At 59.9% G+C, this 26,974-nt stretch carries 28 protein-coding genes; 6 read left to right on the top strand and 22 right to left on the bottom strand.

Annotation, left to right across the window (positions count from 1 at the left end):
- Nucleotide 1: 1 nt before the first annotated feature.
- The 22 genes from ccmI to rpsB form a co-directional block, all read right to left on the bottom strand.
- Nucleotides 2-1,273, bottom strand: a complete 1,272-nt coding sequence (gene ccmI / locus Q7T36_RS10415) for a c-type cytochrome biogenesis protein CcmI (protein ID WP_304847683.1) — start codon at nucleotides 1,271-1,273, stop codon at nucleotides 2-4.
- Nucleotides 1,263-1,739 carry a cytochrome c-type biogenesis protein gene (locus tag Q7T36_RS10410; protein ID WP_304847680.1) on the bottom strand — a complete coding sequence of 159 codons (477 nt, stop codon included), beginning with the start codon at nucleotides 1,737-1,739 and terminating at the stop codon, nucleotides 1,263-1,265. Before Q7T36_RS10410 ends, ccmI begins: the two co-directional genes overlap by 11 nt.
- A complete protein-coding gene (locus tag Q7T36_RS10405; RefSeq protein ID WP_304847676.1) occupies nucleotides 1,727-2,284 on the bottom strand; it encodes a DsbE family thiol:disulfide interchange protein in 558 nt (185 codons plus the stop codon). Before Q7T36_RS10405 ends, Q7T36_RS10410 begins: the two co-directional genes overlap by 13 nt.
- Nucleotides 2,284-4,257, bottom strand: coding sequence for a heme lyase CcmF/NrfE family subunit (locus tag Q7T36_RS10400; protein WP_304847674.1), 1,974 nt, complete (start codon nucleotides 4,255-4,257; stop codon nucleotides 2,284-2,286). The genes Q7T36_RS10405 and Q7T36_RS10400 overlap by 1 nt, the downstream gene beginning before the upstream one ends.
- A 130-nt stretch (nucleotides 4,258-4,387) precedes the next feature.
- Complete coding sequence (locus tag Q7T36_RS10395; RefSeq protein ID WP_304847672.1) at nucleotides 4,388-4,987, bottom strand: TetR/AcrR family transcriptional regulator; 600 nt, start codon at nucleotides 4,985-4,987, stop codon at nucleotides 4,388-4,390.
- On the bottom strand, nucleotides 4,984-5,760 hold the full coding sequence (locus Q7T36_RS10390; protein WP_304847669.1) for a TatD family hydrolase: 777 nt from the start codon (nucleotides 5,758-5,760) through the stop codon (nucleotides 4,984-4,986). Before Q7T36_RS10390 ends, Q7T36_RS10395 begins: the two co-directional genes overlap by 4 nt.
- Before the next feature lie 69 nt (nucleotides 5,761-5,829).
- On the bottom strand, nucleotides 5,830-6,171 hold the full coding sequence (locus Q7T36_RS10385) for a PilZ domain-containing protein (RefSeq protein ID WP_304847666.1): 342 nt from the start codon (nucleotides 6,169-6,171) through the stop codon (nucleotides 5,830-5,832).
- Between the two features lie 4 nt (nucleotides 6,172-6,175).
- On the bottom strand, nucleotides 6,176-7,165 hold the full coding sequence (locus Q7T36_RS10380; RefSeq protein ID WP_304847663.1) for a DNA polymerase III subunit delta': 990 nt from the start codon (nucleotides 7,163-7,165) through the stop codon (nucleotides 6,176-6,178).
- A 3-nt stretch (nucleotides 7,166-7,168) separates the two neighbouring features.
- Nucleotides 7,169-7,798, bottom strand: a complete 630-nt coding sequence (gene tmk, locus Q7T36_RS10375) for a dTMP kinase (RefSeq protein ID WP_370690100.1) — start codon at nucleotides 7,796-7,798, stop codon at nucleotides 7,169-7,171.
- Between the two features lie 21 nt (nucleotides 7,799-7,819).
- A complete protein-coding gene (mltG, locus tag Q7T36_RS10370; protein ID WP_304847660.1) occupies nucleotides 7,820-9,040 on the bottom strand; it encodes an endolytic transglycosylase MltG in 1,221 nt (406 codons plus the stop codon).
- Nucleotides 9,021-9,845: an aminodeoxychorismate lyase gene (pabC, locus tag Q7T36_RS10365; protein ID WP_304847656.1), complete on the bottom strand. Its 825-nt coding sequence runs from the start codon at nucleotides 9,843-9,845 to the stop codon at nucleotides 9,021-9,023. Before pabC ends, mltG begins: the two co-directional genes overlap by 20 nt.
- A 26-nt stretch (nucleotides 9,846-9,871) precedes the next feature.
- Nucleotides 9,872-11,110, bottom strand: coding sequence for a beta-ketoacyl-ACP synthase II (fabF, locus tag Q7T36_RS10360; RefSeq protein WP_304847653.1), 1,239 nt, complete (start codon nucleotides 11,108-11,110; stop codon nucleotides 9,872-9,874).
- 145 nt (nucleotides 11,111-11,255) lie between these two features.
- Nucleotides 11,256-11,492, bottom strand: a complete 237-nt coding sequence (acpP, locus tag Q7T36_RS10355) for an acyl carrier protein (protein ID WP_304847651.1) — start codon at nucleotides 11,490-11,492, stop codon at nucleotides 11,256-11,258.
- 124 nt (nucleotides 11,493-11,616) lie between these two features.
- Nucleotides 11,617-12,351, bottom strand: coding sequence for a 3-oxoacyl-ACP reductase FabG (gene fabG / locus Q7T36_RS10350; protein WP_304847649.1), 735 nt, complete (start codon nucleotides 12,349-12,351; stop codon nucleotides 11,617-11,619).
- Between the two features lie 14 nt (nucleotides 12,352-12,365).
- Nucleotides 12,366-13,298, bottom strand: a complete 933-nt coding sequence (fabD, locus tag Q7T36_RS10345; RefSeq protein ID WP_304847647.1) for an ACP S-malonyltransferase — start codon at nucleotides 13,296-13,298, stop codon at nucleotides 12,366-12,368.
- Nucleotides 13,295-13,741 carry a hypothetical protein gene (locus tag Q7T36_RS10340; protein ID WP_304847645.1) on the bottom strand — a complete coding sequence of 149 codons (447 nt, stop codon included), beginning with the start codon at nucleotides 13,739-13,741 and terminating at the stop codon, nucleotides 13,295-13,297. Before Q7T36_RS10340 ends, fabD begins: the two co-directional genes overlap by 4 nt.
- 1 nt (nucleotide 13,742) lies before the next feature.
- On the bottom strand, nucleotides 13,743-14,753 hold the full coding sequence (gene plsX, locus Q7T36_RS10335; RefSeq protein ID WP_304847642.1) for a phosphate acyltransferase PlsX: 1,011 nt from the start codon (nucleotides 14,751-14,753) through the stop codon (nucleotides 13,743-13,745).
- Between the two features lie 8 nt (nucleotides 14,754-14,761).
- Nucleotides 14,762-14,947: a 50S ribosomal protein L32 gene (rpmF, locus tag Q7T36_RS10330; protein ID WP_304847639.1), complete on the bottom strand. Its 186-nt coding sequence runs from the start codon at nucleotides 14,945-14,947 to the stop codon at nucleotides 14,762-14,764.
- A 34-nt stretch (nucleotides 14,948-14,981) separates the two neighbouring features.
- Nucleotides 14,982-15,425 carry a DUF177 domain-containing protein gene (locus tag Q7T36_RS10325; protein WP_304847636.1) on the bottom strand — a complete coding sequence of 148 codons (444 nt, stop codon included), beginning with the start codon at nucleotides 15,423-15,425 and terminating at the stop codon, nucleotides 14,982-14,984.
- Between the two features lie 140 nt (nucleotides 15,426-15,565).
- Entirely contained in the window at nucleotides 15,566-18,460 is a 2,895-nt protein-coding gene (locus tag Q7T36_RS10320; RefSeq protein WP_304847633.1) for a transporter substrate-binding domain-containing protein, read from the bottom strand.
- Nucleotides 18,461-18,603: 143 nt separating this feature from the next.
- On the bottom strand, nucleotides 18,604-19,488 hold the full coding sequence (tsf, locus tag Q7T36_RS10315; RefSeq protein WP_304847630.1) for a translation elongation factor Ts: 885 nt from the start codon (nucleotides 19,486-19,488) through the stop codon (nucleotides 18,604-18,606).
- Between the two features lie 124 nt (nucleotides 19,489-19,612).
- Nucleotides 19,613-20,353 (bottom strand): 30S ribosomal protein S2, encoded by a 741-nt coding sequence (gene rpsB, locus Q7T36_RS10310; protein WP_304847627.1) that lies wholly within the window; start codon nucleotides 20,351-20,353, stop codon nucleotides 19,613-19,615.
- A 190-nt stretch (nucleotides 20,354-20,543) separates the two neighbouring features.
- On the opposite strand from rpsB, the gene map reads away from it, so the two are divergent.
- The 6 genes from map to Q7T36_RS10280 all read left to right on the top strand — a co-directional run bounded on the left by map (nucleotide 20,544) and on the right by Q7T36_RS10280 (nucleotide 26,968).
- Complete coding sequence (gene map, locus Q7T36_RS10305; protein ID WP_304847625.1) at nucleotides 20,544-21,329, top strand: type I methionyl aminopeptidase; 786 nt, start codon at nucleotides 20,544-20,546, stop codon at nucleotides 21,327-21,329.
- Nucleotides 21,330-21,334: 5 nt separating this feature from the next.
- Entirely contained in the window at nucleotides 21,335-23,998 is a 2,664-nt protein-coding gene (locus Q7T36_RS10300) for a [protein-PII] uridylyltransferase (protein ID WP_304847623.1), read from the top strand.
- A complete protein-coding gene (gene dapC, locus Q7T36_RS10295; protein ID WP_304847621.1) occupies nucleotides 23,999-25,180 on the top strand; it encodes a succinyldiaminopimelate transaminase in 1,182 nt (393 codons plus the stop codon). It begins immediately after the preceding gene.
- A gap of 79 nt (nucleotides 25,181-25,259) precedes the next feature.
- Nucleotides 25,260-26,081 (top strand): 2,3,4,5-tetrahydropyridine-2,6-dicarboxylate N-succinyltransferase, encoded by an 822-nt coding sequence (gene dapD / locus Q7T36_RS10290; protein WP_304847617.1) that lies wholly within the window; start codon nucleotides 25,260-25,262, stop codon nucleotides 26,079-26,081.
- 44 nt (nucleotides 26,082-26,125) lie between these two features.
- Nucleotides 26,126-26,518 carry a Spx/MgsR family RNA polymerase-binding regulatory protein gene (locus Q7T36_RS10285; protein ID WP_304847614.1) on the top strand — a complete coding sequence of 131 codons (393 nt, stop codon included), beginning with the start codon at nucleotides 26,126-26,128 and terminating at the stop codon, nucleotides 26,516-26,518.
- 84 nt (nucleotides 26,519-26,602) lie between these two features.
- Nucleotides 26,603-26,968, top strand: a complete 366-nt coding sequence (locus Q7T36_RS10280; RefSeq protein ID WP_304847611.1) for a hypothetical protein — start codon at nucleotides 26,603-26,605, stop codon at nucleotides 26,966-26,968.
- Nucleotides 26,969-26,974: the final 6 nt, after the last annotated feature.

Raw genomic sequence — 26,974 nt, 5'->3', positions numbered from 1 at the left:
ATCAGGGGCGTTCCTGATTAATCAGCACCTCAATGGTCTGCAGTTTACCATTTTGGGTCAGGGGAACGGCAATGGCTTCCAGATCACCTTTTTCGCCCACCGGATTGCCGCTGGCGCTGATACGGGCGCTGACCACCACCGAGGGGAACTTCGACAGGCTGAGATCGGGCATCATCGCCTGGCTGTCATTCAGCAAGGCTTCCACCGGAAAATTGCCCACCGGCTGGCGCACCACGGCCAGCGGCATGGGCGGGCCGTTCAGCGCCCGGGCAAATATGAACAGCGTGGCTCCGGAGGGCACCTTGGCCCGCAGGTTGTCGGCAATCTTCACCGTCACCTTGATACCGCCGCTCACCGCCGCCTTTTCACCGCCGGTCTTGGCCAGCGCAATCAGCTTGTCCACTTCGGTAATGGCTTCAGACTGGGTTTCGCCGGTGCGGGCAATATGCACCTGCTTCAGCACCGGCAGATATTGCAGCGCGGTGGCCATGTCACCGGCGCGGTAAGCTCCCATGCCCATCAGCAGCAAAGCACCTTCGTGTTGCGGATGCCGCTCCAGCACGCCGGACAGCAGCATGCGGCTCTGGTCATCCAGCCGCCCCTGTCGGGTAAACAGCAGCGACTGGGCATAGGCAAGGGTAATGTCGTCGCGGTCGGGCGCCAGCTTCCAGGCGTGGTCAAAGGCTTCCAGCGCCTGATCGGCCATCTGAGCCTGCAGATAACTCATGCCCAGCATGAACCAGCCGTCGGCATCTTCAGGATGCTTCTGCAGACGGGCCTGCATCACCCGCACCATGTCCGGCAGGTTTTGGGAGGTCAGCTCTTCTTTCGTGGGGTTTTCCCCGGCAAACAGCTTGTCCACCAGCGGGCCGGTTTTCAGCTGCACCTGCCACCAGGTCCACACCGCAGGCTGCCAGGCCAGCGCCAGATAACCGGCCACGGCCAGCACCGGCACCAGCAGCATCACGCCCAGGGCGCCCTTGCGGCCCAACCGCGACTCACGCACTTTGGCGCCGCCTTCCGGCTGCAAGGACAGCAATTGCCGTTCCAACTCGGTTTTCAGGGCGCGGAACGTGGTGTCGTCAACCCGCCCGGCGGCCTGGTCTGCTTCCAGCTCGGCCAAACGCTCGCGGAACACCTGCACGTTCAATTCCAGCAGGCTGTGCTCGCTTTCACGGCTGCGCATCACCGGCCACAAGATGAGCAGGGTCATCAGCGCCGTCAGCGCCAGCGCGGACGACAGGAAAATCAGGACAGGCAGGTTAGCGCTCATGGTCGGCAGGCTTCTTCAGCAATTCATTCAGTCGGGCGGTCTCTTCAGGGCTCAGTTCGGCGGCGGGCGGCGCGGGGCGGCGGCGCAGGACAGCCAGCACGCTCACCACCAGCCCCAGCAGTGCAAACGGCCCGAACCACAGAAGCCACGTGGAAGAACGCACCGGCGGGTTGTAGGTGATGAACTCGCCGTAACGGTCCACCATGTATTCCCGGATTTCATTGTCACTGCGGCCTTCCTGAATCAACTCGAAAGTCCGGTTCTTCAAATCACGGGCAATCGGGGCGTCGGAACCGGACAGATTCTGGTTCTGGCATTTCGGGCAGCGCAGTTCATTGGTCAGCGCCCGGAAGCGGGTTTCGTCTTCTGCCGATTTGAAGTCATAGACTTCAATGGCGGCGTGTGCGGACAGGCCCATCATGCCCAGCAGCAACAGCATGGACGCCTTGGAACTCAGGACTGACATAGCGGAGCATCGCCTCCCTTCACCAGTTGTTCATAGCAGGGCTTCAGCTTGGATTGCCAGGCCGCATCGTCAAACACCCCCACAAAACGGAAACGGATGTGGCCGGAAGCATCCAGCAAATAGGTTTCCGGCGCGCCATAAACCCCCAGATCCAGCCCCAGGTTGCCCTGCTGGTCGCTGATGATCAGCGTAAAGGGGTTGCCGAGGTTGGCCAGCCAGGCTTGGGCATCTTCCGGCGTGTCCTTGTAGTTCAGGCCGATGACCGGTACGCCCGCTTCGGCAATTTTCAGCAATGCCGGGTGTTCCTGGCGGCAGGAAGGACACCAGGAGGCCCAGACATTCAGCAGCACCGGGCGGCCGCGCACATCCGCTGCGGTCAGCTCGCGGCCGTCCGTCAATGACGGCAGGCGGAATTCCGGCAAAGGCTTGCCCAGGCGCGCCGACGGCAATTCGGTGGAATCCTTGCCGATGCGGCTGAACAGCAGCACGGCAAAACCCAGAAACAGCACCAAGGGAATACCCCACAACCAGGCACGCGACTTCATCACACCTTCTCCCCTGCAGGTTCCGGGCGCACTGCCCGCACGGCCATCCGGTAACGGCGGTCAGCAATGGACGTGATGCCGCCAAACACCATGAACAACGCCCCCAGCCAGGTCCAGCGGATGAAGGGTTTGTAATAGACCCGCACCGCCCAGGCTTCGCCTTCCAGCGGTTCGCCCATGGCGACATAGATATCGCGGAACAGGCCCGGATCAATGGCCGCCTCGGTCATGACCTGGCCACGGACGTTGTAGCGGCGCTTTTGCGGAAACAGGGTTTTCTGCAAGGTGTCACCCTGATAGATGCGCACTTCGCCCTGCTCGGCCGTAAAATTGGGGCCCTGCACGCTTTTCACGCCCGCCCATTCAAAGCCGTAGCCTTCCACATAGACACGGCTGCCGGGGCTCAGGCGCACATCATGCTCCACGCTGTAGGCTGTGGTCAGGGCTACCCCGACCACCATCACCAGCAGGCCGGTATGGGCCAGTTGCATGCCCCAGTACGACGCCGTCAGGCGGCGCAAACCGGCCACAAAGCCCTGCTTGGCGGTGCCGGCCTTGACCGCGATGTCACGCAGCATGTTCAGCAATACCCAGAACACCAGCACCAGGGTCGCCGCCACCAGCGGTTTCACCTGTGCAGCCAGCATCAGCGGCAGGCCGACGCCCAGCACCAGACTGGCTACCGCAATTTTCAGCAGCGGCACGGTCAATTCACGCAGGTCATGGCGTTTCCAGCGGGTCAGCGGCCCCACTCCCAGAAACAACAGCAGCACCAGCGCCAACGGCGTGAACAGGGTATTGAAATAAGGCGGCCCCACCGAGATCTTGCCCAGCTTCAGCGCATCGGCCACCAGCGGGAACAACGTGCCGAGGAACACGACCGTGGTGGCGGTGATCAGCAGCAGGTTGTTGGCCAGCAGGAAGCCTTCGCGGGAAACCCACTGGTAGCGGCTTTCGCTGTTGAGACGGCCGGCACGCAAGGCAAACACCAGCAGGCTGGCGCCGATCACCACCACCAGGATACCCAGCACGAACATGCCGCGCGCCGGGTCGGCGGCAAAGGCATGCACCGAGGTCAGCACACCCGAGCGCACCAGGAAGGTACCCAACAGGCTGAGGGCGAAGGCCAGGATGGCCAGCATCACCGTCCACGCCTTGAACACACCGCGCTTCTCACTCACCGCCAGCGAATGAACCAGCGCCGTACCAGCCAGCCAGGGCATGAACGAGGCATTTTCAACCGGGTCCCAGAACCACCAGCCGCCCCAGCCCAGTTCGTAATAGGCCCACCACGATCCCAGCGCAATGCCCAGGGTCAGGAAGGACCAGGCTGCAATGGTCCACGGCCGCGACCAGCGCGCCCAGGCGGAGTCCAGGCGGCCGCCCAGCAGACCGGCCATGGCAAAGGCAAAGGGCACGGTGAATCCGACATAACCCATGTACAGCAACGGCGGATGGATGATCAGGCCGGGGTCCTGCAACAGCGGGTTGAGGTCAGCGCCGTTCATGGGGAAATCGGGCAGCAGGCGGCGAAACGGGTTGGAGGTTAGCAATACAAAGGCCATCATCGCCACGTTGACCATGCCCATGATCGCCAGCACGCGCGCCGTCATTTCCCGGGGCAGGCCTTTGCCAAACACCGACACCGCAGCCCCCCACAGCGACAGCACCAGCACCCACAGCAGCAGCGATCCTTCATGGCCGCCCCAGACCGAGGAAATCTTGTATTCCAGCGGCAATTGGGTGTTGGATTGGCGGGAGACGTAATCGAGGGTGAAATCGTTCTGGATGAAGGCCCAGGTCAGTCCCAGAAAGGACAGCAGCAGGCAGAGGAACTGCACGGGGGCCATGGACCGGGCCAGGCGTTGCAACGGCAGGCTGCCGGTATGCACGCCGACCAGAGGCAGAATGGATTGAAGCAAGGCCACAACAAAGGCCAGCACCAGTGCGAAGTGACCGAGTTCTGCAATCATGCCCGACTCCCGTGAAAACTGTGCGCATGATACGCACCGTGGATGGATTGTCCAGCGCGGATTATCGGAGGTTTTGTACGGGGCGGGGTATGGGACAGATCAGCGACACGCAGGGCGGGCGGCGGATGCTTTATGTTCGCCCCAATCCCTGTACGGTCTGCAGCATGGCCGCCAGCAAGGCCTGACGGTCGCCGAGGTAGCGCTGATAGAACGTGGAATGGAGAATGGCGGCACTGCCCTGCACCATCGCCCACACCGCGCTCAGATAATCGCGGGGGGTCATGGCGCTGCCATTGGCCTTGAGGAATTCCGCCACCAGCGGCATCACGTCACGCAAATGGCTTTTGCGGATGAAATACAGGCGCGCAAAATACGGACGCAGGGTGCGCCGCGTTGCCGCCAGACGGTTTTCCAGACGTTCAAACAGCAAGTGTTTTTCGGGGGAAGACAGCCGGTAGGTAAAGTAGGCCTGCAGTACCTGCGGCACGTCGCCGGTGGCGATGGCGCGGTGCATCTCCTCGGCCAGACCGGTCTCATAGGCAATCAGTAACTGCAGGATCAGCTCATCCTTGCTCTGGAAATGCTTGTAGATGGTGCCCTTGGCAATGCCCACCCGCTCGGCAATCATCTCAATGGTGATTGACTCGTCACCCAATTCCAGCAGCAATGCTTCCGCCGCCTGCAGGATAGCCTGCTCCCGCGCCCGGAACGCCGCCTGGCGGGTGGTCATTGCGGCAATCCGAACAGGGTATTGAAGTTGCGGGTCGTGGCCTCGGCCACGGCTTCGACCGTCATGCCGCGCGCTTTCGCCACGGCTTCCGCCACGGCGGGCAGGTAACGCGGTTCGTTCTTTTTGCCCCGGTAAGGCACCGGGGCCAGATAGGGGGCATCCGTTTCAATCAGCAGGCGGTCCAGCGGCAGTTGCCGGGCCACCTCCCGCAGCGATTCGGCGTTGTTGAAACTGACAATGCCCGACATCGACACATAAAAGCCCAGTTCAATACCGGCGCGGGCGGTATCCCAGTCCTCGGTGAAGCAATGCAGGATGCCCTTCTCCGCCCCGCACTCCTTCAACAGGCCGATGGTGTCGGCGCGGGCGTCGCGGGTATGCACAATCAGCGGCTTGCCGGTGCGGCGGCCGGCTTCAATATGCGCGGCAAAGCGCCGCTGCTGCGCTGCCTTGTGTTCGGGGTGATAGTAGTAATCCAGCCCGGACTCGCCAATGGCGATGACGCGATCATGATCCGCCAGTTGGCACAGCAGGTCGGCGGTCGGCTCGGATTCCGCAGGCAGTTCTTCGGACGGATGCACGCCTACGGAGGCATAGACATCGGCATGCTTCTCGGCCAAGGCGCGCAGCACGGGGAAGGTTTCCAGATCCACACTCACTGTCAGGAAACGGCGGACACCGGCGGCGCGGGCGGCCTCCAGCGCCATGTCGAGATCCCCGGCATAGGATTTCAGGTCCAGCCGGTCCAGATGACAGTGTGAATCGATAAACATAGGCGCGTTTTTTCCGGAATGACTGAAGCCGGCGGCCGCCCTCCCTTCCCCGGAGACGACCGCCATGGATTACATGGTGTAGGTGGGACGATCCGCCTGGAGCGCGCCGCCCAGCTGCGCTTCGATCTTGCGGCGGCAGGGATCACCGCCCTCACCGGCCAGCTGGATGCCGAAACCGGCCGGGCGCTGGCCCTGGTTGCGATGGTTGACCCACACCACCTTGCCGGTCACGGGCAGCTTCTCGGCATCATCAGGCAGCGTCACCACCACAAAGATCTCTTCACCCAGACGGGTCGGGCGGTTGCTGGGAATGAAAAGCGCACCGCCCTTGATGAACGGCATGTAACTGACATACAGCTGAGCCTTGTCCTTGATGACCAGGCTCAGGATACCCGCTCCGCGTGGCAACATGTTATTACCCTCTTGTTTGTTCCCAGAAGCGGTCCTGAAGCAGGCCCGCCTGAATATTGGCAGTCAGCAGTCGCTGGTTTTCCACGCACAGGGCTTGCAACTCCAGCGCCCGGCGGCCGCCCAAGGCGTCGGCCAGTTGCCGGATTATAGGCAACAAATCCGTATTTTTGATAGCACCTTGCACTTGACTGCTCATCAGATGGATATCCGCGCAGAATCCGTACAGCCAGAACCAGAAATCCTGTGCCGGTAATTTCTGCGAGGCCGTGGAGGCCGACAAGGCGCCGGAACGACCGGTCGCCACCGCCAGCAGACGCTTGGCCAAGTCTTCGCGCTGCCGGAACACCTCCTGCTTCGCCAGCGCCAGCCCGGCCAGCGGCGCGCCCTGGCTGAGCGACAGCAACAAACCGGCCTGCTCCGGCGTCTCCAGCCGTGACGCCAGCCAAGAGACAGCCTGCGCCCGCTCCGGAACACCCAGCGGCACCGTTTGGCAACGGCTGCGGATGGTGGGCAGCAAGGCCAGCGGCTGGTCGGTCAGCAACAGGATCAGCGTCCGCTCGCCCGGCTCTTCCAGTGTTTTCAGCAAACTGTTGGCGGCGTTGACGTTCAGGGTATCCGCCGGTTCAATCATGGCAATCCGCCAGCCGCCCAGTTGCGCCGACTTGGACAGGAAACCCAGCAGCGACCGCACCTGGTCCACCTTGATGACCTTGCTGGTCTTGCCGGTTTTTTCATCGGTCAGCGGGGTCAAACGGTGGCAATCGGGGTGAGTATCGGCCTTCCACAGCAAACAGCCCTTGCAGCCACCGCAAGGCTTGTTGTCCTTAGGGGCGGCACAAAACAGCAATGCCGCCAGCGATTCGGCCAACGCCGTTTTGCCGGTGCCTGCCGGGCCGCTCAGCACCAGGGCATGCGGCAGGCGTTGACGGGACTGCAAGTCCGTCAGGCGCTGCCAGGCGGCGTCATGCCACGGGTAAGGCTGAAAATGCGCCATGGGTCAATCCTGCGAGAGGCCGGGAAACGTGGCGACCACCTGCTGCAATTGCGCCTGCACGCCGCTGATATCAAGCGCGGCGTCAATTCGCCGGTAGCGTTGCGGGGCCTCGGCGGCCAGTCGCGCATATTCGCTGCGCACCTTCTCGAAAAATACGGCTTTTTCCAGCTCGAAGCGGTCCAGCTCCTGACGGGCGGCGGCCCGCGCCAGGCCCAGCTCCACCGGTGCGTCCAGCCACAAGGTCACATCCGGGCGCAAATTGCCCTGCACCAGAGTTTCCAGCACCGCAATATCAGCGGCCGGCAGGCCACGGCCACCGCCTTGATAGGCATAGGTGGCATCGGTAAAGCGGTCGCAGAGCACCCACTGCCCGGCCTGCAAAGCGGGAATGATGACTTGCTCCAAGTGCTGGGCGCGGGCGGCGAAGACCAGCAGCAGCTCGGTCATTGAAGCCATCGGCTCGGCCTCGCGCGCCAGCAGCAAAGCGCGGATGCGCTCGGCCAGTAACGTGCCTCCCGGCTCACGCGTCACCAACACCGGAATTCCGGCCTGTTGCAGCTGTTCTTTGACGAACTGCAGCGCCGTGCTTTTGCCCACCCCTTCGGTGCCTTCCAGCGTAATAAACAAACCCATGACTGCTCCACGCAATGGCGTTCAGGGCGACGGCGAAGCCTGCCGCCGCCGGGAATTTTCAAGATAGGCGCGCACGGCCTCATTATGCGTCTTCAGGTCGGGGCTGAAGATATGGGTGCCGCTGCCATCCCCCCGCGCCACAAAATACAGGCTGTCGCCCGGCGCAGGGTTCAGGGCGGCCTCAATCGCCGCCTTGCCCGGCAAGGCAATGGGCGTCGGCGGCAGGCCGTTTATGCGATAGGTGTTGTAAGGCGTCGGGGTCATCAAGTCGACCTTGCGCAGGTTGCCGGCATAGGCCGCACCCATCCCGTAGATGACGGTCGGGTCGGTTTGCAGCCGCATGCCTTGCTGCAACCGGCGGATGAACAGCCCGGCAATCTGCGGACGCTCCGAGGCGTTGCCGGTTTCCTTCTCGACTATGGAGGCCATGATCAGCGCCTCATACGGCGAACGGTAAGGCAGTCCGGGACTGCGCTGGGCCCAGGCTTTGCGCAACACCGCTTGTTGCTGGTCATACAGCTTGCGCAACACCAGCTCGTCGCTGTCACCGGGCATGAAGACATAGGTATCCGGCGCAAACAGCCCTTCCGGGTTGGTGACGGCGCTGCCCATCAGCGACATGATCTGGCTGTCACTCTGCCCCTTGAGAGTCTGGGTCAGTTCGGGATTGGCCGCCAGTTGCTCGCGCAGCTTAGCGAAAGTCGTGCCCTCAATCACGGTAATGCGGGTGACGATCTGGCCTTCGCCTTGGGCCAGTTGCCGCAACATGCCGGCCAGGCTTATGCCGGGCTGGAACTGGTACACCCCCATTTTAAGGGTGCGCGGGCTCAAGGTGCGGAAGTAGGCCTTGGCCAACACGCGATTGCGCAGCCAGCCATCCTGCTCCAGCCGGTCAAATGCCGCCTGATAACCGCTGCCGCGCTCCACCCGCAACCGGTAACCTTCTTTGGGCAGGTCCAGGGCGCTGAACAGGCCCATCCACACCCACAGCAGCGTCGCCAGCACCAGGGACAGGAACAGCCCTGCCATCAGGGGCAAAAACGGCCCGCCGGTTTTCTTCGGGGCGGGCCGCTTGCGTCGGGTTGCCGGTCCGGCAGCGCTGCGCACACGCGGGGCGCGGGGCTTGGCATCCGGGTCTTTCGGAGCAGCCGGTTTGCGCTGACGCGGTGTGGCGGCGCCCGTACCGGTGTTCTTTTTGGCCGATGGGCGGCGGGTTGTTTTTTTAGGCGGTAATTCGGGCATTTTGAAGGTGAAACTGCAAGCGTTGGGTCACAGGATTGGCCGGCATCGGTTGGCCGTTGAAGCGGCGCACTGGCCAAATCCCGTAAAGGCTGTTACAAAAAAAGAGCTCGTCGGCCTGTTCCAGGTGTTCAACCCTTAAAGTCAGAACCCGGACCGTGTGCTGCAAGCTGTGCAGGTAATCCATCAAAAAAGCGCGCATGACCCCCGCCACCCCGGCTGAAGTCAGGGGCGGGGTATACAGTAGCTGGTCCTTGACCAGGAAAAGGTTGCTGAAGACCCCCTCCGTCACATCGCCGTTGAGGTCACAAACCACCGCTTCCGGAAACGGGGTTTCAGCCAGCTCACGCCGCAGCATCACTTGTTCCAGGCGGTTCAGATGCTTGTGACCGGCCGTCAGGGGATTCAAGCCGAGCACGCCCTTCAACACCCCGCTGTCAATTCCGTGCTGATGATCACGGGAGTGCGCCGTCACCGGCCAGGCCATGAAATAACAATGAGGCTCGGCCGTTTCGTCAGGCAGGTATCCGCGTCCCCCACGCCCGCGGGTAATCACGATCTTGGCGGTGGCATTGGGGTAAGCGGCTGCAAAACGCAGGAAGTCCCGTTGCCAGTCCGGAAACCGGTTGACCGGAATGCCGAATGCCTGACAGGCCGCCAGCAAGCGCTGCCAGTGATAGCTTAACAGCACGGGCGATCCGTCGCGCACCGGCAAGGTGGTGAAATGCCCGTCGCCATAGGCAAAACCCCGGTCACCGGTGGGCAAACCGTTGATCGGGGAGCCGTTTAGCCAGACAGCCATCAGCATAAATGTCACCTGGCCTTGCAGGCCGGTCAGATGCGGCGGAAGGCCAGTGTACCGTTGGTGCCGCCAAAGCCGAAGGAGTTTGACAGTGTCACATCAATCTTCATGGACCGGGCCTTATTGGGGACATAATCCAGACGGCACTCCGGATCGGGATTGTCCAGATTGATGGTGGGCGGTGCGATGTTGTCCCGGATAGCCAGCACGCTGAAAATAGCCTCCACGCCACCGGCCGCACCCAGCAGGTGGCCGATCATGGATTTCGTGGAACTGACCGCCACGCGCCCGGCATGCTCGCCGAACACCGCTTCAATCGCTTTCGACTCCGCCACATCACCGGCCGGGGTGCTGGTGCCATGGGCATTGATGTAATCCACCGCAGAAGGATCAATACCGGCGTCCCGCAAGGCATTGCGCATGGACGCGGCCGCCCCTTCTCCGGATTCGGTCGGCGCAGTCACATGGAAAGCATCGTCACTCATGCCGAAACCAACCAGTTCCGCATAGATTTTGGCGCCGCGCGCCTTGGCGTGCTCATACTCCTCCACCACCAGCACCCCGGCGCCGTCTCCCAGCACAAACCCGTCGCGATCCTTGTCAAAGGGGCGACTGGCGGCCTGGGGATTGTCGTTGCGGGTAGACAGGGCGCGGGCAGCGGCAAAACCGGCCATGCCCAGCGGCGACGAACCTTTTTCCGCCCCGCCCGCCACCATGACATCGGCGTCACCGTAAGCAATCAGGCGCGCCGCCAGCCCGATGCAATGGGTTGCGGTGGTGCAGGCTGTGGCCAGCGCCAGGTTCGGCCCCTTCAGGCCGAAACGGATGGCCAGCAGTCCCGCCGCCAGATTGACGATGGAGCCGGGCACGAAAAACGGGGAAATCTTGTTGGGACCATCCTTGAGCAGGATGTCGTAATTGCGCTCAATGGTGCTGATGCCGCCGATACCCGCCCCGATGGCCACGCCGATGCGTCCGGCATTACCGGCGGTGACTTCGAGCCCGGCATCCTGCATTGCCTGGACTCCGGCGGACATGCCGTAATGCATGAACTCGTCATAGCGCCGCAATTCCTTGGCGGGCATGGCGGATTCGGCATCGAAGTCGCGGACGATCCCGGCGAAACGGGTCTTGTATAGGCTCGCGTCAAAATGATCAATGGTGCTGATGCCGCTGCGTCCGGCCAGAATGCCTTCCCAGGTCGAGGCTACATCCCGACCCAGGCAGGTCACCATGCCCATTCCCGTAACCACGACACGACGTCGACTCATGTTAGAACCTCGATTTTCAGCAACAATCCGCAACCAGCGTGATCCGGCCTGTCAATCAGACCGCCCACCCGGCAACACCGGCAAAAAAAAACCGCATGACCCGCGAATGCGGGCTGCGGCTTTCGACTGCTTCACAACACCGGTTTTACTTGGCGTTGCCAACAATGTAGTCAATGGCAGACTGAACCGTACCGATCTTCTCGGCTTCTTCATCAGGAATCTCAGTCTCGAATTCCTCTTCGAGAGCCATCACCAACTCAACGGTGTCCAGGGAATCGGCGCCCAGATCGTCCACGAAAGAGGACTCGTTCTTCACGTCCTCCAGCTTTACGCCCAACTGTTCGGCTACGATCTTCTTGACGCGTTCTTCGATAGTGCTCACTTTGTCTCTCCTCTGGGGGTGGTCTCGATGTCCGGGGCATCTTCATGCCGCCGGACAGCGCTGCTAGTTTATTGAAGGCCGTGCTCGGGTAGCAACATCCTTTTAGGCCGTTTGGTAAAAAGAATTACATATACATACCGCCATTGACCGGCAAAGTCACTCCGGTAATGTAAGCAGCGGTATCACCGGCCAGAAAAGCCACGGCTTCGGCGATGTCTTCAGGCTGACCGAGACGGCCGGCCGGAATCTGGGAAAGCATGGCCTGTTGCTGGGCTTCAGACAAGGCATGCGTCATGTCGGTGGCGATAAAACCGGGGGCCACACTGTTGACGGTAATGTTGCGGCTGCCCATTTCACGGGCCAGGGAACGGCTGAAGCCCTCCAGACCCGCCTTGGCAGCGGCATAATTCGTTTGTCCGGGATTGCCCATCAGGCCCACCACGGAGCTGATATTGATGATGCGGCCCCAGCGCGCCTTGCCCATGCCCTTCAGGCAGGCCTTGGACAGCCGGAAAATGGCGGTCAGGTTGGTGGCGATCACGTCATCCCACTCGGCATCCTTCATGCGGAGCAACAAGTTGTCGCGGGTGATCCCGGCATTGTTGACCAGGATCAGCGGCGCGCCGAAACGGCTTTGCACGGCGTCGATAAAGGCCTCGATCTGTCCGGGCTGCGCCACGTTCAGCATCATGCCCGCACCGCCGGATTCCGACAGCCAGGCGTTAATGGCCTCGGCCCCGGCCTCGGTCGTCGCCGTGCCCACGACAATGGCGCCCTGCGCCGCCAGCTTGGCGGCAATGGCCTTGCCGATTCCGCGGCTGGCGCCGGTAACGATCGCAACTTTTCCTTGCAGTGACATCTTTCTCTCCGGGATCAGGCTGAACGGGCCAAAGCGGCCAACAGTGAGCTTTCGTTTTCCAGCGACTCGCACTCCATGCCTTTGTGGATGCGCTTGTTCAAACCGCACAACACCTTGCCGGGACCGCACTCCAGAGTGCGCGTCACACCTTGCGCCGCCAGCCACTCCACACTGCGCACCCACTGCACCGGGCTGTACAACTGGGCGACCAGCGCCTGGCGCATGCTGTCGGCGTCCGCTTCGATGCGGGCGGAAACATTCTGCACTACCGGGATTGCAGGCATGTTAAATGTCACATCCTGCAAGGCGGCCGCCAGCTTTTCCGCAGCGGGCTTCATCAGGGAACAATGCGATGGAACGCTGACCGGCAGGATCAGGGCGCGCTTGGCTCCCTTGGCGGTGGCCAGCCGCATGGCGGCCTCGACCGCTGCCTTCTCCCCGGCAATCACAACCTGTGCAGGCGAGTTGAAATTAACCGCGTCAACCACACCCTCAACAGCCGCTTCACGACAGGCGGCAAGGACATCATCATCTGACAGGCCCAGGATCGCCGCCATGGCGCCGGTTCCGGCCGGAACCGCATCCTGCATCAGGCGGCCGCGCAGGGCCACCAGGCGTACGGCGTCCGCCAGGGACAGCACACCGGCCGCCACCAGCGCCGTGTACTCCCCCAGGGAATGCCCGGCCAGAAAGGACGGTTGCACGCCGTTTTCGGCCTGCCAGATGCGCCACAAGGCAATACCGGCGGTCAACAAGGCGGGCTGGGTGTTTTCGGTGCGATTCAGGGCCTCTTCATCATTCTGGCAAAGCGACCAGAGATCAAAGCCCAATGCGGCGGAGGCTTCCGCAAAAGTCTCAGCTACCACGGGGAATCGGGCGGCGACATCGGACAACATGCCCTTTTGCTGCGAGCCTTGTCCGGGGAACACAAAAGCGAGTGAAGTCATAATTTTTCCGTATTCAGGTAGACGATGCGGCCGTCACGCAGCACCAGCTCGCCCACCAAATCCTCATTCTGTTCAATCAGGCTCTGCTTCTCTTTGACCTGAATCAGGAAACGACTGCGGTTGTGGGTGCGGATAATGGCCTGCTTGCCGTCTTCCCGCAACTGAATCTGTCGCAATTCAATGGTGTTGAGGATCAGTTTGGCGACCATGAAATTGGCATTCTGGATCTTGCGGTATTCATCAAGGGTGATTTCACGGTTATCGCGTGGCAGCAGATGGCGGTATTCCGGCGCGAACAGGGACATCAGGGGCTCGATATCCTTATGCATGACATGGGTGGCTTGCTGGTCCAGGAAGGCGCGTACATCAGCCTCGGTGATGGCCTCAAAGGCGCTGGCGATGTTGGCGGCAAAAGCCAGTACCAGCCAGAGGATGAAACGCATTTCAGGCCCCGGCAACCGGTTGCAGGCGGCTGGCGATCAACGAGGGAATGTCTTTTTCAACTTCCTTGACCGCCACCCGGATGGCGTTGGCGAACGACTTCTGGTCGGCGCTGCCGTGGCTCTTGATGACGATGCCGGTCAGTCCGACCAAGCTGGCGCCGTTGTACCGCCCCGGGTCCATGCGACGCCGCAGGCCGTTCCAGATCGGGATGGCGATGGCTCCGGCCAGCTTGGTGAAGGCGTTACGGTTAATCTCTTCCTTGACGAACGCGCCAAACATGCGGGCTACGCCCTCGGTGGTCTTCAGGGCAATGTTGCCGACAAAACCGTCGCAAACGACCACGTCCGCTTCCCCGGCGAAAACTCCGTCGCCCTCCACATAACCGATATAATTGAGGCCGGACTCCTTGAGCAAAGTGTTGGCCTCCTTGATCAGGTCATTTCCCTTGATCTCTTCCTCACCGATATTCAGCAAGCCGACACGCGGCCGGTCAATGCCATCCAACGCCTCCGCCACCAAACTGCCCATCTGTGCAAACTGCAACAGGTGGCGCGCCTCGGAATCAACGTTGGCGCCCAGGTCGAGCATGTGGCAATGACCCTTGACGGTCGGCAAGGCGGTCATGATGGCCGGGCGGTCGATTCCGGCATGGGTCTTGAGCACAAAACGGCTGATGGCCATCAGCGCCCCGGTATTACCGGCGCTGACACAAGCGGAAGCCTTGCCTTCATGAACCAGGTTGATGGCGAGACGCATGGAGGAATTGCGTTTGTTGCGCAGGGCAACCGCGACCTTGTCATGCATCAACACGACTTCGTCGGTATGGACGATGCTGACGCGGGAAGATTCTTCGGGACTGAGACGGGCAAGCAGGGGGCGAATCACATTCTCCTGACCAACCAGAACAAGCCGGAGTGCAGGATATGTTTGCAATACAGAAAGCGATGCGGGAACGGTAACGCGGGGACCGTGGTCCCCGCCCATGGCGTCAACGGCTAGCGTGATCGCCATGCCGTTTATTACTCTTCGACGGCAGCCACGGGGAAGAGTTGACGGCCACGATACACGCCATCCTTGGTGACGTGGTGACGGCGATGCACTTCACCGGTGGTGCTGTCCACGCTCAGGGCGACCGTGGTCAGGGCATCATGGGAGCGACGCATGTCGCGACGCGAGCGGCTTTTGCGGTTTTGCTGAACGGCCATTTTGAGACTCCAGACAACATCAGTTGATTACGGGTTATTCTTTTGCTGCCGGCTTGTTCAAAGCCGCCAGCACCTGAAACGGGTTTTCCCGACGACTTTCCTCACCGCTCACTTCAAGCGTACGCACCTTGAGCTCACAACTCTCATGGGCCGGAATGAAGGGAATGGCCAGCAACAATTCGTCTTCGAGGATTTCCGCCAGAACCAGGCCCTGTTCGGCAACGACCAGATAATCCGTGTCGTCCGACAGCCGTTCGGCGTCTTCCTCATCATGCACCAGCGCCAGATCCACCGTAACCGACACCGGTAAGGCAAGCGGCTCAAGGCATCGCTGGCAGGTCAGGGCCACGACCGTCTCCAGCGTGCCTCGCAACCATGCAACATGCCTGACTTCCGACTCCCGCTCCAGGCGGCAACGCACCTGAACAACGCCCTCGTGATCATTCAATCCCTCGCACAAACGCGGGAAAGACGCCAACGGGAGATCCGCCACCACATGGGCAGCTCGGTCCGCCCATTTGAAGGGCTCAATTGCGGCAGGTAAGTAAGGGACTGGCATAATAGGCGGTGAATCATACGGGGTCAGGACGATATTGTCAAAAACTGCTTGGGCCTTTTTTAGACGTCAACATGGAGCGGCGCATCCCCTTCCGTACCTACCGGCCGCCATCTGCGCAACACCTCGCGCAACTCCGCCAGCCGGACAGGCTTGCCGATAAAGTCTGACATGCCTGCCTGACGACAGGCTTCGCGGTCCGCCTGCATCACATTGGCGGTCATGGCAATGACCGGCAGTCCGGCAAATTCAGGACGATGCCGCAACTCCCGCGTCGCGTCCAGGCCGTCCAGCACCGGCATCTGTAAATCCATCAACACCAAGTCATAGGAGGCTCTTCCCCGGCCCAACAGCGCATCCAGCGCCTGCTGCCCGTCATCCGCCGTATCCACAGCCACCCCCAGGCTTTCCAGCATGCGCCGGGCCACCAGCTGATTGACCGCGTTGTCCTCCACCAGCAACACGCGCATGTCTGCAAGCTGCGTGGCCGGTTCATCCGGGCCATCGCCCTCCCCTCCAGCCCGAACCCTGGCCATCAGCTTCAGCAAGCTGTGCGTCGTGACCGGCTTTACCAGCACCCGGGAGGAGCGAATCATCGGCAGATCTTCGTCAAGACCGCCCCAAGGTGCCTGCAGGAAGGCGACCGGCGTGGAGATCGTGGCCAATATATCGCAGTCACGACACACCACCTTGGGCAAACCTGCGTCGAACAGCAGCAAATCAAAGGCCGCCTCTGGCGCGGCCAATATCCGGCAGGCATCCCCCAAGGTATAGGCCACCGTAATCACCCACCCCGTTCGCGCAACCTGACCACTCACGGAATAGGCCAGATGATGATTTTCGGTTACCAGCAACAGCCGCACCGGGGGAGTGTCATCAACCCCTGCATACTCTTCCGGGCTGACCTCCAGCAGGATTGAGAACGAAAAGCAACTGCCCTGCCCCGGACGGCTCTCTACCTGCAGCTTCCCCCCCATAAGACTGACGAGACGCTGGCAGATGGCGAGACCCAGGCCGGTGCCGCCAAACTGGCGGGTGGTTGATGCATCTCCTTGCCGGAAAGCTTCGAAGATGCGCTCCTGCTGATCCGGCCGGAGGCCGATACCGGTATCTCGGACGGCAAAGTGCAACAGGGCTTTCCGGCTGCTCCTGCTCTCCACGCGAATTTCGATATCAACATGCCCCTTTGGCGTGAACTTGATAGCGTTGCCCAGCAAATTCATCAGAATCTGCAACAGCCGCATTTCATCACCCACCAGCACCACGGGCACATCCGGCGCCAACAGGAAAAACACCTCGACCTCCTTGTCCTGGGCCGCATTAATCGCCAGATTCCGCAGGGACTCCAGCAAGCGGTCAACGGCAAAAGGCTCATGCTCCAGCGTCAGCTTGCCCGCCTCCACCTTGGACAAGTCCAGGATATCGTTGAGTATGGTCAGCAGGAACTCGCCTGAGCCCCGGAGTCGGGCCAGATAATCGCGTTGCTGTTCATTGAGGGGGGTATTTTCCAGCAACTGCCCCAAGCCAAGGATGCCGTTCATTGGCGTACGGATCTCATGGCTCATATTGGCCAGAAACTCGCTCTTGGCGCGCGTGGCGCTTTCCGCCGCCTCCTTGGCGGCGGTCAAGATAGCCTCATGATCTTTCTGGGGCGTGATATCAATGAACGCCACCAGATTCAACGAACCCAGCAAATAGGAATGAAAACGGACATAGCGGTATTCACCATTTCGGCACTGAACCCTTGCCTCCATGGGCTCAAATACGCCCTGCTGACGCCTGGCTGCAGTCAGGCGCTCAAACCATTGGGATTTTATTTCCTCGCGATAGCTTTCATCCGGATATGCGCGGCTCCACCAATCCGCAACATAACGTATTTCTGATTTTGAATATCCAAAAACATCACGAAAACAATGATTTAAAAGCGTAACCTCGCCTTCCCTCCCGGAAAAAACCGCAAAGGGAATCGGGGCGTTTTCGATCAGGGTGCTGAAGCGCTGCTCGCTTTCAGCCAGTTCCCGCCGTGCGCCCAGTTCGCGACGGATACGCACATCCAGGCGGCGGCGGAAAAAAACCAGTAACACGAGCAGCAACAGCAAGGCGCTCAAAGCCAGGATTGTCAGAACACGCTCAGGCCGATAACGCCAGTAATCCATCAGGGAAAGCTCGCGCTTGTGCACGCCCAGCCACTTTTCACGAATGCGGCGATGTTCGGCAGGGCTGATATCAGCGATGGACCTGTCCAGAATAATTGCGAGTTGCGGCCAATCCTTGCGCACACCAATAGAAATCGGCGAATCATAGGGGGTGATCGCCGCCAGCTTCAAACCGGAAATATGCAGCGAATTCACCAGCCAGGTGGCCGATGCATGATTGGAAAGCACATAATCCACTTCGCCCAGCGCCAGTGCGGACAGCATTTCATCCAGATAGCGATAGCGAACCGGCGTAATTTCCGGATAGTGGGTTTTGAGTATCTCATCCGGAAAATAATCGGCTTCCACACCGACGCGATGCCCTGTCAGATCCTCCAGTTGCCCCAGAAACGGGGTATCCAGGCGCGTCAGGATAACTACGGGAAAACGCAGATAGTGACGAGTGAATGTCAGGTACTCCCGACGGCCAGGCGTATCGGTAATGGATGGGGTAATATCAAGATTCTTTTGCTGCAACAGCAGCCAGGTCTGGCTCCAGGGCTGGCGCGGACCTGTTACAAAACGGATACCTGTTCGTTCTGAAACCAGCGCGAGATAATCGGCGCTTATCCCTTGATGTTTCCCCCCGGCATCCAGGAATTCGTAGGGTGGCCACTCCGGATCAATACCGACGCGGACGACAGGATGCGCCTCCAGCCAGGCTTTTTCTTCCGGGGTCCATTCCAGCGCCCATGCATAGTCCTGAACCAGCCACAGGCCCAACAGGCACCAACACCAGACGCGAAGGATCCGAAACTCCATGTTGTTCTGTCTCTTCCGGATGACGACGAAAACCGCTCCTTCAATTTACGGGCACTTGCGGGCGAAAGCAAAGAAAAAACCGGTAGAGCCCCAAAACAAAAATGCCCGCAACAATGCGGGCATTTTTGGAATCACGTAGGTGATTACTTGGCAGCAGCAGCGGCTTGGGCAGCCACTTCGGCCGCGAAGTCGACCACGGCACGCTCAATGCCTTCGCCCACTTCGAAACGAACGAAGCTGACGACGGAACCACCGGCCTTCTTCACAAAGTCGCCGACCTTGGTTTCCGGGTCCTTCACGAAGGCCTGTTCCACCAGACTGACTTCAGCCAGATACTTCTTCAGGCTGCCTTCAATCATCTTCTCGACGATGTTTTCGGGCTTGCCGGATTCACGGGCCTTGGCCGCGTAAATTTCCTTCTCACGGGCCAGCACATCGGCGGCCACATCAGCAGGATTCACCACCGTCGGGTTGGCGGCGGCCACATGCATGGCGACATCGCGGGCCACGTCAGCGTTGCCGCCGTTCAGGACCACGGCGACACCAATCTTGATGCCGTGCACATAAGAACCGACCACATCACCGGTAACGATGACCGCGCGACGGATCTGGATGTTTTCACCAATCTTTTGCACCAGGGCGACACGGGCTTCTTCGACGGTCAGACCGTCACCGTAGGCCAGGCCGGCAATCTTGGCGGCATCGGTTTCACCGGCAGCCAGCGCCACATCAGCCACTTGCTTGGCGAACGTGGTGAAGTTGGCATCCTTGGCGACGAAGTCGGTCTGGCTGTTCACTTCCAGCAGCAGCGCGGTCTTGCCGTCAGCCGCTGTAGCCGAGAGAATGGCGCCTTCGGCAGCCACGTTGCCAGCCTTCTTGGCGGCCTTGGCTTGACCAGACTTGCGCAGGTTGTCGATGGCCAGCTCAATGTCGCCACCGGCTTCGGTCAGCGCCTTCTTGCATTCCATCATGCCCAGACCGGTACGCTCACGCAGCTCTTTAACGAGGGAAGCAGTAATTTCTGCCATGTTCATGTCCTCTTTCGATATCGGGAAAACCGTCCGCACCGCCAGGGCGGGCGCGGACCACAATCATTATTAATAAAGAAAGGGAGACTCAGCTCCCTTCCTCAAACGTCACGCAAACCTGAAATCAGGCAGCGGTATCCGTCTTTTCCGCATCGGCTTCACGGCCGCCGCTCTGGGTGGCGGAGTATTCCTTGCCTTCCAGAATGGCGTCAGCCATGGCGCCAGCGTACAGCTGGATGGCGCGGATGGCGTCATCGTTGCCGGGAATTACATAATCCACGCCGTCAGGATTGGAGTTGGTGTCGACAATGCCGATCACGGGAATGCCCAGCTTTCTGGCTTCCTGGATGGCAATGGCTTCATGATCCACGTCGATGATGAACAGGGCATCAGGCAGGCCGCCCATGTCCTTGATGCCGCCCAGGCTCTTTTCCAGCTTTTCCATTTCGCGGGTGCGCTCAAGGGCTTCACGCTTGGTCAGCTTGGTGAAGGTGCCGTCCAGGGACTGGGCTTCCAGATCTTTCAGACGCTTGATGGACTGACGGATGGTCTTCCAGTTGGTCAGCATGCCGCCCAACCAGCGGTGGTCCACGAAGGGCATGCCGGCGCGCAGGGCGTGCTCACGCACGATTTCAGAAGCGGCGCGCTTGGTGCCGACGAACAGCACCTTGTTCTTGCGGGAAGCCAGACCATTGGCATAGGTCAGGGCATCGTTCAAACGCTTGACGGTGATGTCAAGGTTGATGATATGGATCTTGTTGCGGGCGCCAAAGATGTACTGGCCCATCTTGGGGTTCCAGAAACGGGTTTGGTGACCGAAATGCGCGCCGGCTTGCAGCAGATCGCGAATTGAAACTTGTGCCATGTTAAACTCCGGTGTTCGGGTTAGGCCTCCATGTACCCCGGTTACCGACCTGTCTCGCAGGCACCCAATAACCGTGACGGCACATGTGCGTCATTAGTGATAAAAAAACCTGTCCGGTTTATTTGCCGAAACAGGCGCGGCTTTATACCATATCGCCCTTCCCGCCTCAATCATGACGTAGTAGTTCTTTATGACCGTATCCCTGAAAAGCCTCGATGAAATAGAAAAAATGCGCGTCGCCGGTCGGCTGGCCGCTGATGTACTGATGATGATCGGCCCTTTCGTCAAGGCCGGCGTCACCACTGAAGAACTGGATCGCATCTGCCACGATTATATTGTCAACGTCCAGCAGGCCATTCCGGCGCCGCTCAACTACAAGGGTTTTCCCAAAAGCATCTGCACCTCGGTCAACCATGTGGTCTGCCATGGCATCCCCACCGACAAGAAAGTGCTGAAAAACGGCGACATCATCAATATCGACATTACTGTCATCAAGGACGGGTATCACGGCGATACCTCGAAAATGTTCGTGGTGGGTGAAGGCTCGGTGCTGGCCCATCGTCTGGTCAAGGTTACGCAGGAGTGCCTGTACCGGGCGCTGGCCGTAGTCAAGCCCGGGGCGCGTCTGGGCGACATCGGCAGCGCCATCCAGAGACACGCGGAAGCCAACCGCTACAGTGTCGTGCGCGATTATTGCGGCCACGGCATCGGCAAGGTATTTCACGAAGAGCCGCAGATCCTGCATTACGGCCGCGCCGGGGACGGTCTGGCTTTGCAGGCGGGCATGATTTTCACCATTGAACCGATGATCAATGCCGGTTCCTGGCAAACCAAACTGCTGCCCGACGGCTGGACCGCCGTCACCAAGGATCACAAACTCTCCGCCCAATGGGAACACACCATCCTGGTGACCGATACCGGTGTCGAAGTGCTTACCGCCCGTCCCGATGAGGACTTGGCCTTTCTTCAGGGATAACCTCCATGTCACCTCCTCCCACGCTGGTTCCGCGTCTGTTTGACAAGAGCCGTCTGGCGCCAGCCACACTGACTACAGCGCAATATCGTGACCTGCTCAAGGATGCCCATCAGCAGTTGCAGACCGAGTTCGACAACGGCACCTGCGTGCGCCTGCTGGTTTCGGCCCGGGCGCTGGCCGTGGACGAAGTGCTGCATCACGTCTGGTCCGGAGCCGGTCTGGGACGGCAGCCGGATATCAGCCTGCTGGCTGTTGGGGGTTACGGCCGGGGTGAACTGCACCCCTGCTCCGATATCGACGTGCTGATCCTGCACAACTTGCCAAGCCTGTCGCCGGATCTACAGGAAACCATAAGTGGTTTTATCGCCAGGCTATGGGATCTGGGGCTGGATATCGGCTCCAGCGTGCGCTCGCTGGAAGAGTGCGTGGAAAATGTGGGTCAGGACATCACCATCGCCACCAATTTGCTGGAAGTGCGCACCCTTTCCGGCCCGGACCACCTGCGGCAGAGCCTGTTGCAACTGACACGACCGCTATGGACCGGCGCTGCCTTTTTCGAAGCCAAGAAAGAAGAGCAGCTGGCCCGGCATGGCAAGCACAACTTCACGGAATACAATCTCGAACCCGACCTCAAGAACGCACCGGGCGGCCTGCGTGACATCCAGACCATCGCCTGGGTGGCCAAGCGTCATTTTGACGCCACCACCCTCTACGACCTCGTCAACCACGGCTTCCTCACCGAATACGAATACCGGCAGCTGATGGAAGGCGAAGCTTTCCTGTGGCGCATCCGATTCCTGTTGCACATGCTGTCGAAGCGTAACGAAAACCGGCTGTTGTTCGACTACCAGAAAACCATCGCCAACCTGCTGGGCTACACCGACAGTAACGCCAACCGCGCCGTTGAACAGTTCATGAAGGCTTATTATCGCGCCGCCATGAACCTGTCGATGCTGAATGAACTGCTATTGCAGTATTTCGACGAAACCATTCTGAAAACGGAAGCTGACAGCGAGATCGTCCCGCTTAACGACCATTTCCAGCTCCGGGACAATCACATCGAGGTGCGGCATCATCAGGTTTTCGCCAAGCACCCTTCCGCGCTGCTGGAGATTTTCCTGATCCTGGCGGAAAACACCCTGATCCAGGGCGTGCGCGCCAGCACCATCCGCCTGATCATGGTGGAAGCCCGCAAGATCAACGACGATTTCCGACAAAATCCGCGCAACCGCGAATTATTCATCAGCATCCTGCGGGCCCCGCATGCGTTATTCTCCACCCTGCGGCGCATGAAGCGTTATGGAGTTCTCGGCGCCTACCTGCCCGCCTTTGGCGCCATTGTCGGGCAGATGCAGTACGACCTGTTCCACATCTATACCGTCGATGCCCATACGCTGCTGGTCATCAAGAACATGCGCCGCTTCCGTTATCAGGAAGGCGCCGAACAGTTCCCGGTGGTGGCCGAAGTCGCCCAGCGCCTGCCCAAGCTGGAACTGCTGTATATCGCCGGCCTGTTCCACGACATCGGCAAGGGTCGCGGCGGCGATCACTCCGACCTGGGATCAGTGGACGCCCGCGAATTCTGCCTCTCGCACGGTCTCAGCGTGCGGGAAGCCAATCTGGTGGCCTGGTTGACGCAAAAACACTTGTTGATGTCGGTGACTGCCCAGAAGCAGGATGTCTCCGACCCTGAAGTGATTCACAAGTTCGCCGCCCAGGTTGGCGACCTGGTGCATCTGGACTACCTTTATGCCCTGACCGTCGCGGATATCTGCGCCACCAACCCCAAACTGTGGAACTCGTGGCGCGCCTCCTTGTTACGGCAACTGTACCAGCAGACGCGCCGCGCCCTGCGCCGGGGACTGAACAACCCGGTGGATCGTCAGGAGTGGATTCACGAAACACGTATCAACGCCCTGGAAATCCTGGTGGATGAACAAGGCCGCGATGAAAACCGGATCAATGAAATCTGGACCGGTCTGGGTGAAGACTATTTCCTGCGCGAATCCGCCAGTGATATTGCCTGGCATACCGCCGCCATCCTGGCCCATGGCGACGATACCCGTCCGTTGGTCACGATCAAGGAAAGCCATGGCACGCAGTTCGAAGGCGCCACCCAGATCTTCGTCTACACCCGTGACCTGCCCAACCTGTTTGCAGCCTCGGTGGCAACGCTGGACCATCTGCACCTGACCGTCCTTGACGCCCGCATCATCACCGCTGAGAACCGCTACTCACTGGACACCTACATTGTGCTGGACGAAGACAATACCCAGATCACCGACCCCGATCGGCTGGAATACATCCAGGCTAACCTGGAGAAGGCGTTGTCTCACCCCGATCAATATCCGACCATTGTCCAGAAACGCCTGCCCAGACAACTCAAGCACTTCAGCGTCAAGACCATGGTCAACATCAGCAACGACATTCACCGTCAGCAAACCGTGCTGGAGGTTATCACCCTCGACCGGCCGGGCCTGCTGGCCCGCATTGGGCTGATTTTCATGGAGCACGGCGTCAACCTGCAGAACGCCCGCATCGCGACGCTGGGGGAACGGGCGGAAGACGTTTTCTTTATCACGGACCGCGACAGCCACCCCATATCCAACCCCGACCTTTGTGAGAAACTGGCCAACGCCCTACGCAGCCAACTGGACACGGTGAACTGAATGAATCCTGACTTGAGCCAACTGCACCCATACCCTTTTGAAAAGCTGGCCCGACTGTTCAGCGACTTGACCCCGCCAGCGGACCTAAAGCCCATTGCCCTGTCGATCGGGGAGCCCAAGCATCCCTCCCCGGAATTCGTGATGCGCACCATCAACCAGCAGGCCAGGCATCTAGCCACCTATCCCAGCACCAAGGGCATTCCGGAACTGCGCCAGGCCATCGCCGCATGGCTGCAACGCCGTTTCCGCCTGACCGAACTGGATGCCGAAACCCAGATCCTGCCGGTCAACGGCACCCGCGAAGCGCTGTTTTCCTTTACCCAGGCCGTGATCAACCGCAACGCCCGTCCTTTGGTGGTAATGCCGAACCCCTTCTACCAAATCTATGAAGGCGCGGCTTTCCTGGCCGGCGCCGAGCCTTGGTACCTGCCCTGCACCGCTGACAACCGCTTCATCCCCGACTTTGATGCCGTACCTGCCGACATCTGGGAACAGACGCAACTGCTGTTCATCTGCAGCCCCGGCAATCCCACCGGCGCCGTCATTCCGCGTGAAACCCTGGTCCGTCTGCTGGAACTCAGTGACCAATACGGTTTTGTCATCGCCTCGGATGAGTGCTATTCGGAAATCTATTTTGACGAAACACAGCCGCCGGTAGGGCTATTGCAGGTTTGCGCAGAACAGGGACGGCATGACTACCGCAACTGCGTGGTATTCCACTCCTTATCGAAGCGCTCCAACGTCCCGGGCCTGCGTTCAGGTTTTATCGCGGGTGACGCCTCGCTGCTGAAGCCTTACCTGCTCTATCGCACTTACCATGGCTCGGCCATGCCGGTACAGCATCAGTGGGCGTCGATCATGGCCTGGCTGGATGAAGGTCATGTTATCCAGAATCGCTCCCTTTACCGCCAGAAATTCAAAGCCTTCCGAGACATTCTTGATCCTGTATTACCATTGCAGATGCCGGATGCAGGGTTTTACTTCTGGGCGGAAACACCAACCGACGACGAGGCTTTCGCCCGGCTGCTATATGGCCAGGCCCATGTCACCGTACTGCCCGGCCGCTACCTCGGCCGCACCATTGACGGCTTCAATCCAGGCGAAAACCGCGTTCGCATGGCGCTGGTGGCCTCACAGACAGACTGCATCGCGGCGGCCGAACGCATCAAGGCGTTGCTTTAAGCGCGAAGCACTACCGGTTTGGCGCATAAAAACCGCTATAATGCTTTCCTTATTTAGCTTAATGACGACGGAGACCGCCATGTCACTCGCCGACCTGATTACCCAGGCCTTTGAAGACCGCTTGCAGTTCAGCCCCACGAATGCCCCCCAGGACGTGCGTAACGCCGTCGCCGAGGCCCTGAACCTGCTGGACAGCGGCAAGGCCCGCGTCGCCGAGAAGATCAATGGTGAATGGGTGGTGAACCAATGGCTGAAGAAGGCGGTGCTGCTTTCCTTCCGCCTGAATGATAACGAGCCCCTGTCCGGCGGCAACGCCATCCAGTTCTATGACAAGGTGCCCACCAAGTTCGCCGACTGGAGCGCCGACCAGTTCCGTGATGCCGGAATCCGCGTGGTTCCTCCGGCTGTCGCCCGTCGCGGCAGCTTCATTGCCCGCAATGTGGTGCTGATGCCGTCTTACGTGAATATCGGCGCGTATGTTGATGAAAACTCGATGGTTGATACCTGGGCTACCGTCGGTTCCTGCGCCCAGATCGGCAAGAACGTGCACCTTTCAGGCGGCGTCGGCATCGGTGGCGTTCTGGAGCCGCTGCAGGCCAACCCCACCATTATTGAAGACAACTGCTTCATTGGCGCGCGCTCGGAAATTGTCGAAGGCGTGATTGTCGAAGAAGGCGCCGTCATTTCCATGGGCGTCTATATCGGGCAGTCCACCCGTATTTATGACCGTGAAACCGGCGAAGTGCATTACGGCCGCGTACCTGCCGGCTCGGTGGTGGTGCCGGGTAACCTGCCCTCGAAGGACGGCAAGTACAGCCTGTATGCCGCCATCATCGTCAAAAAGGTGGATGCGCAGACCCGCAGCAAGGTGGGCCTGAACGAATTGTTGCGCGCTGACTGAAATTACAGGGAACGGACCGGCATCACCCCCGGTCCGGACATCAAATGATCACGATCTACGGCATCCGCAACTGCGATACGGTCAAAAAAAGCCTGAAATGGTTTGATGACCGTCACATCGCCTATCACTTTCACGACTTCAAGAAACAAGGGCTGGATGAACCCACCCTCAATGACTGGCTGGAACGGTTCGGCTGGGAAAAACTGATCAATCGCCAGGGCACAACCTGGCGGAAGCTGGCGCTGACAGCAGAAGCCATGGCTGATCCGGGCCAAGCCCGTGCGATTATCCTGCAAAACCTGTCACTTATCCGCCGACCGCTGGTGCTTCATAGTGAAATCGGCGCTCTTGTGATAGGATTCGAGCCGGCCTTATGGATTGATGTTGCGGGTGTCAACAGTCTTGCAGATTTTAGCGGCCTTTCTTTTAACACCTGATACATTTTTATTCTTGCAACAGTCCGGAGATTATTTTAGCATTCCGGTATAGCCGCAAGGTAATTTGCTCAAGGAGTATACATTATGCATCGCAAACTGCTGGGAATCGCCATTGTTGCCCTGCTTCCCTTCACCTCTGCTTTTGCTGCAACGGGTTGCCCTGAAGTTCAGCAAGCAGTGACCGGTGGTACAGACCTGAAGACTGCCATGGAGTCTGCTGTTGATAACGGTCAATGCTCTGCTGCCGAAGCCGCAAGCGCTGGTCAGCTTATTGCAGGAAGTGCAGCCGAGCGCCAGATTGTTGCTGCGTTTCGCCTTAGCAAGGGTGTTACCGGTAATTTCACGGGTGTAAACGGTCAAGGTTATCGCGTCTTCGGTGGTCAAATCACTATTACTACCGGTTTCGGTGGCACTAATGGTGGTGGTGGCGGTTTAGCCTCAATCTTGTAATCTATT

Source organism: Fluviicoccus sp., assembly GCF_030646115.1.
Lineage (GTDB): Bacteria > Pseudomonadota > Gammaproteobacteria > Pseudomonadales > Moraxellaceae > Fluviicoccus.
Note: the sequence above shows the minus strand (reverse complement) of the source record. Positions and strands in the feature narration are given on the sequence as shown.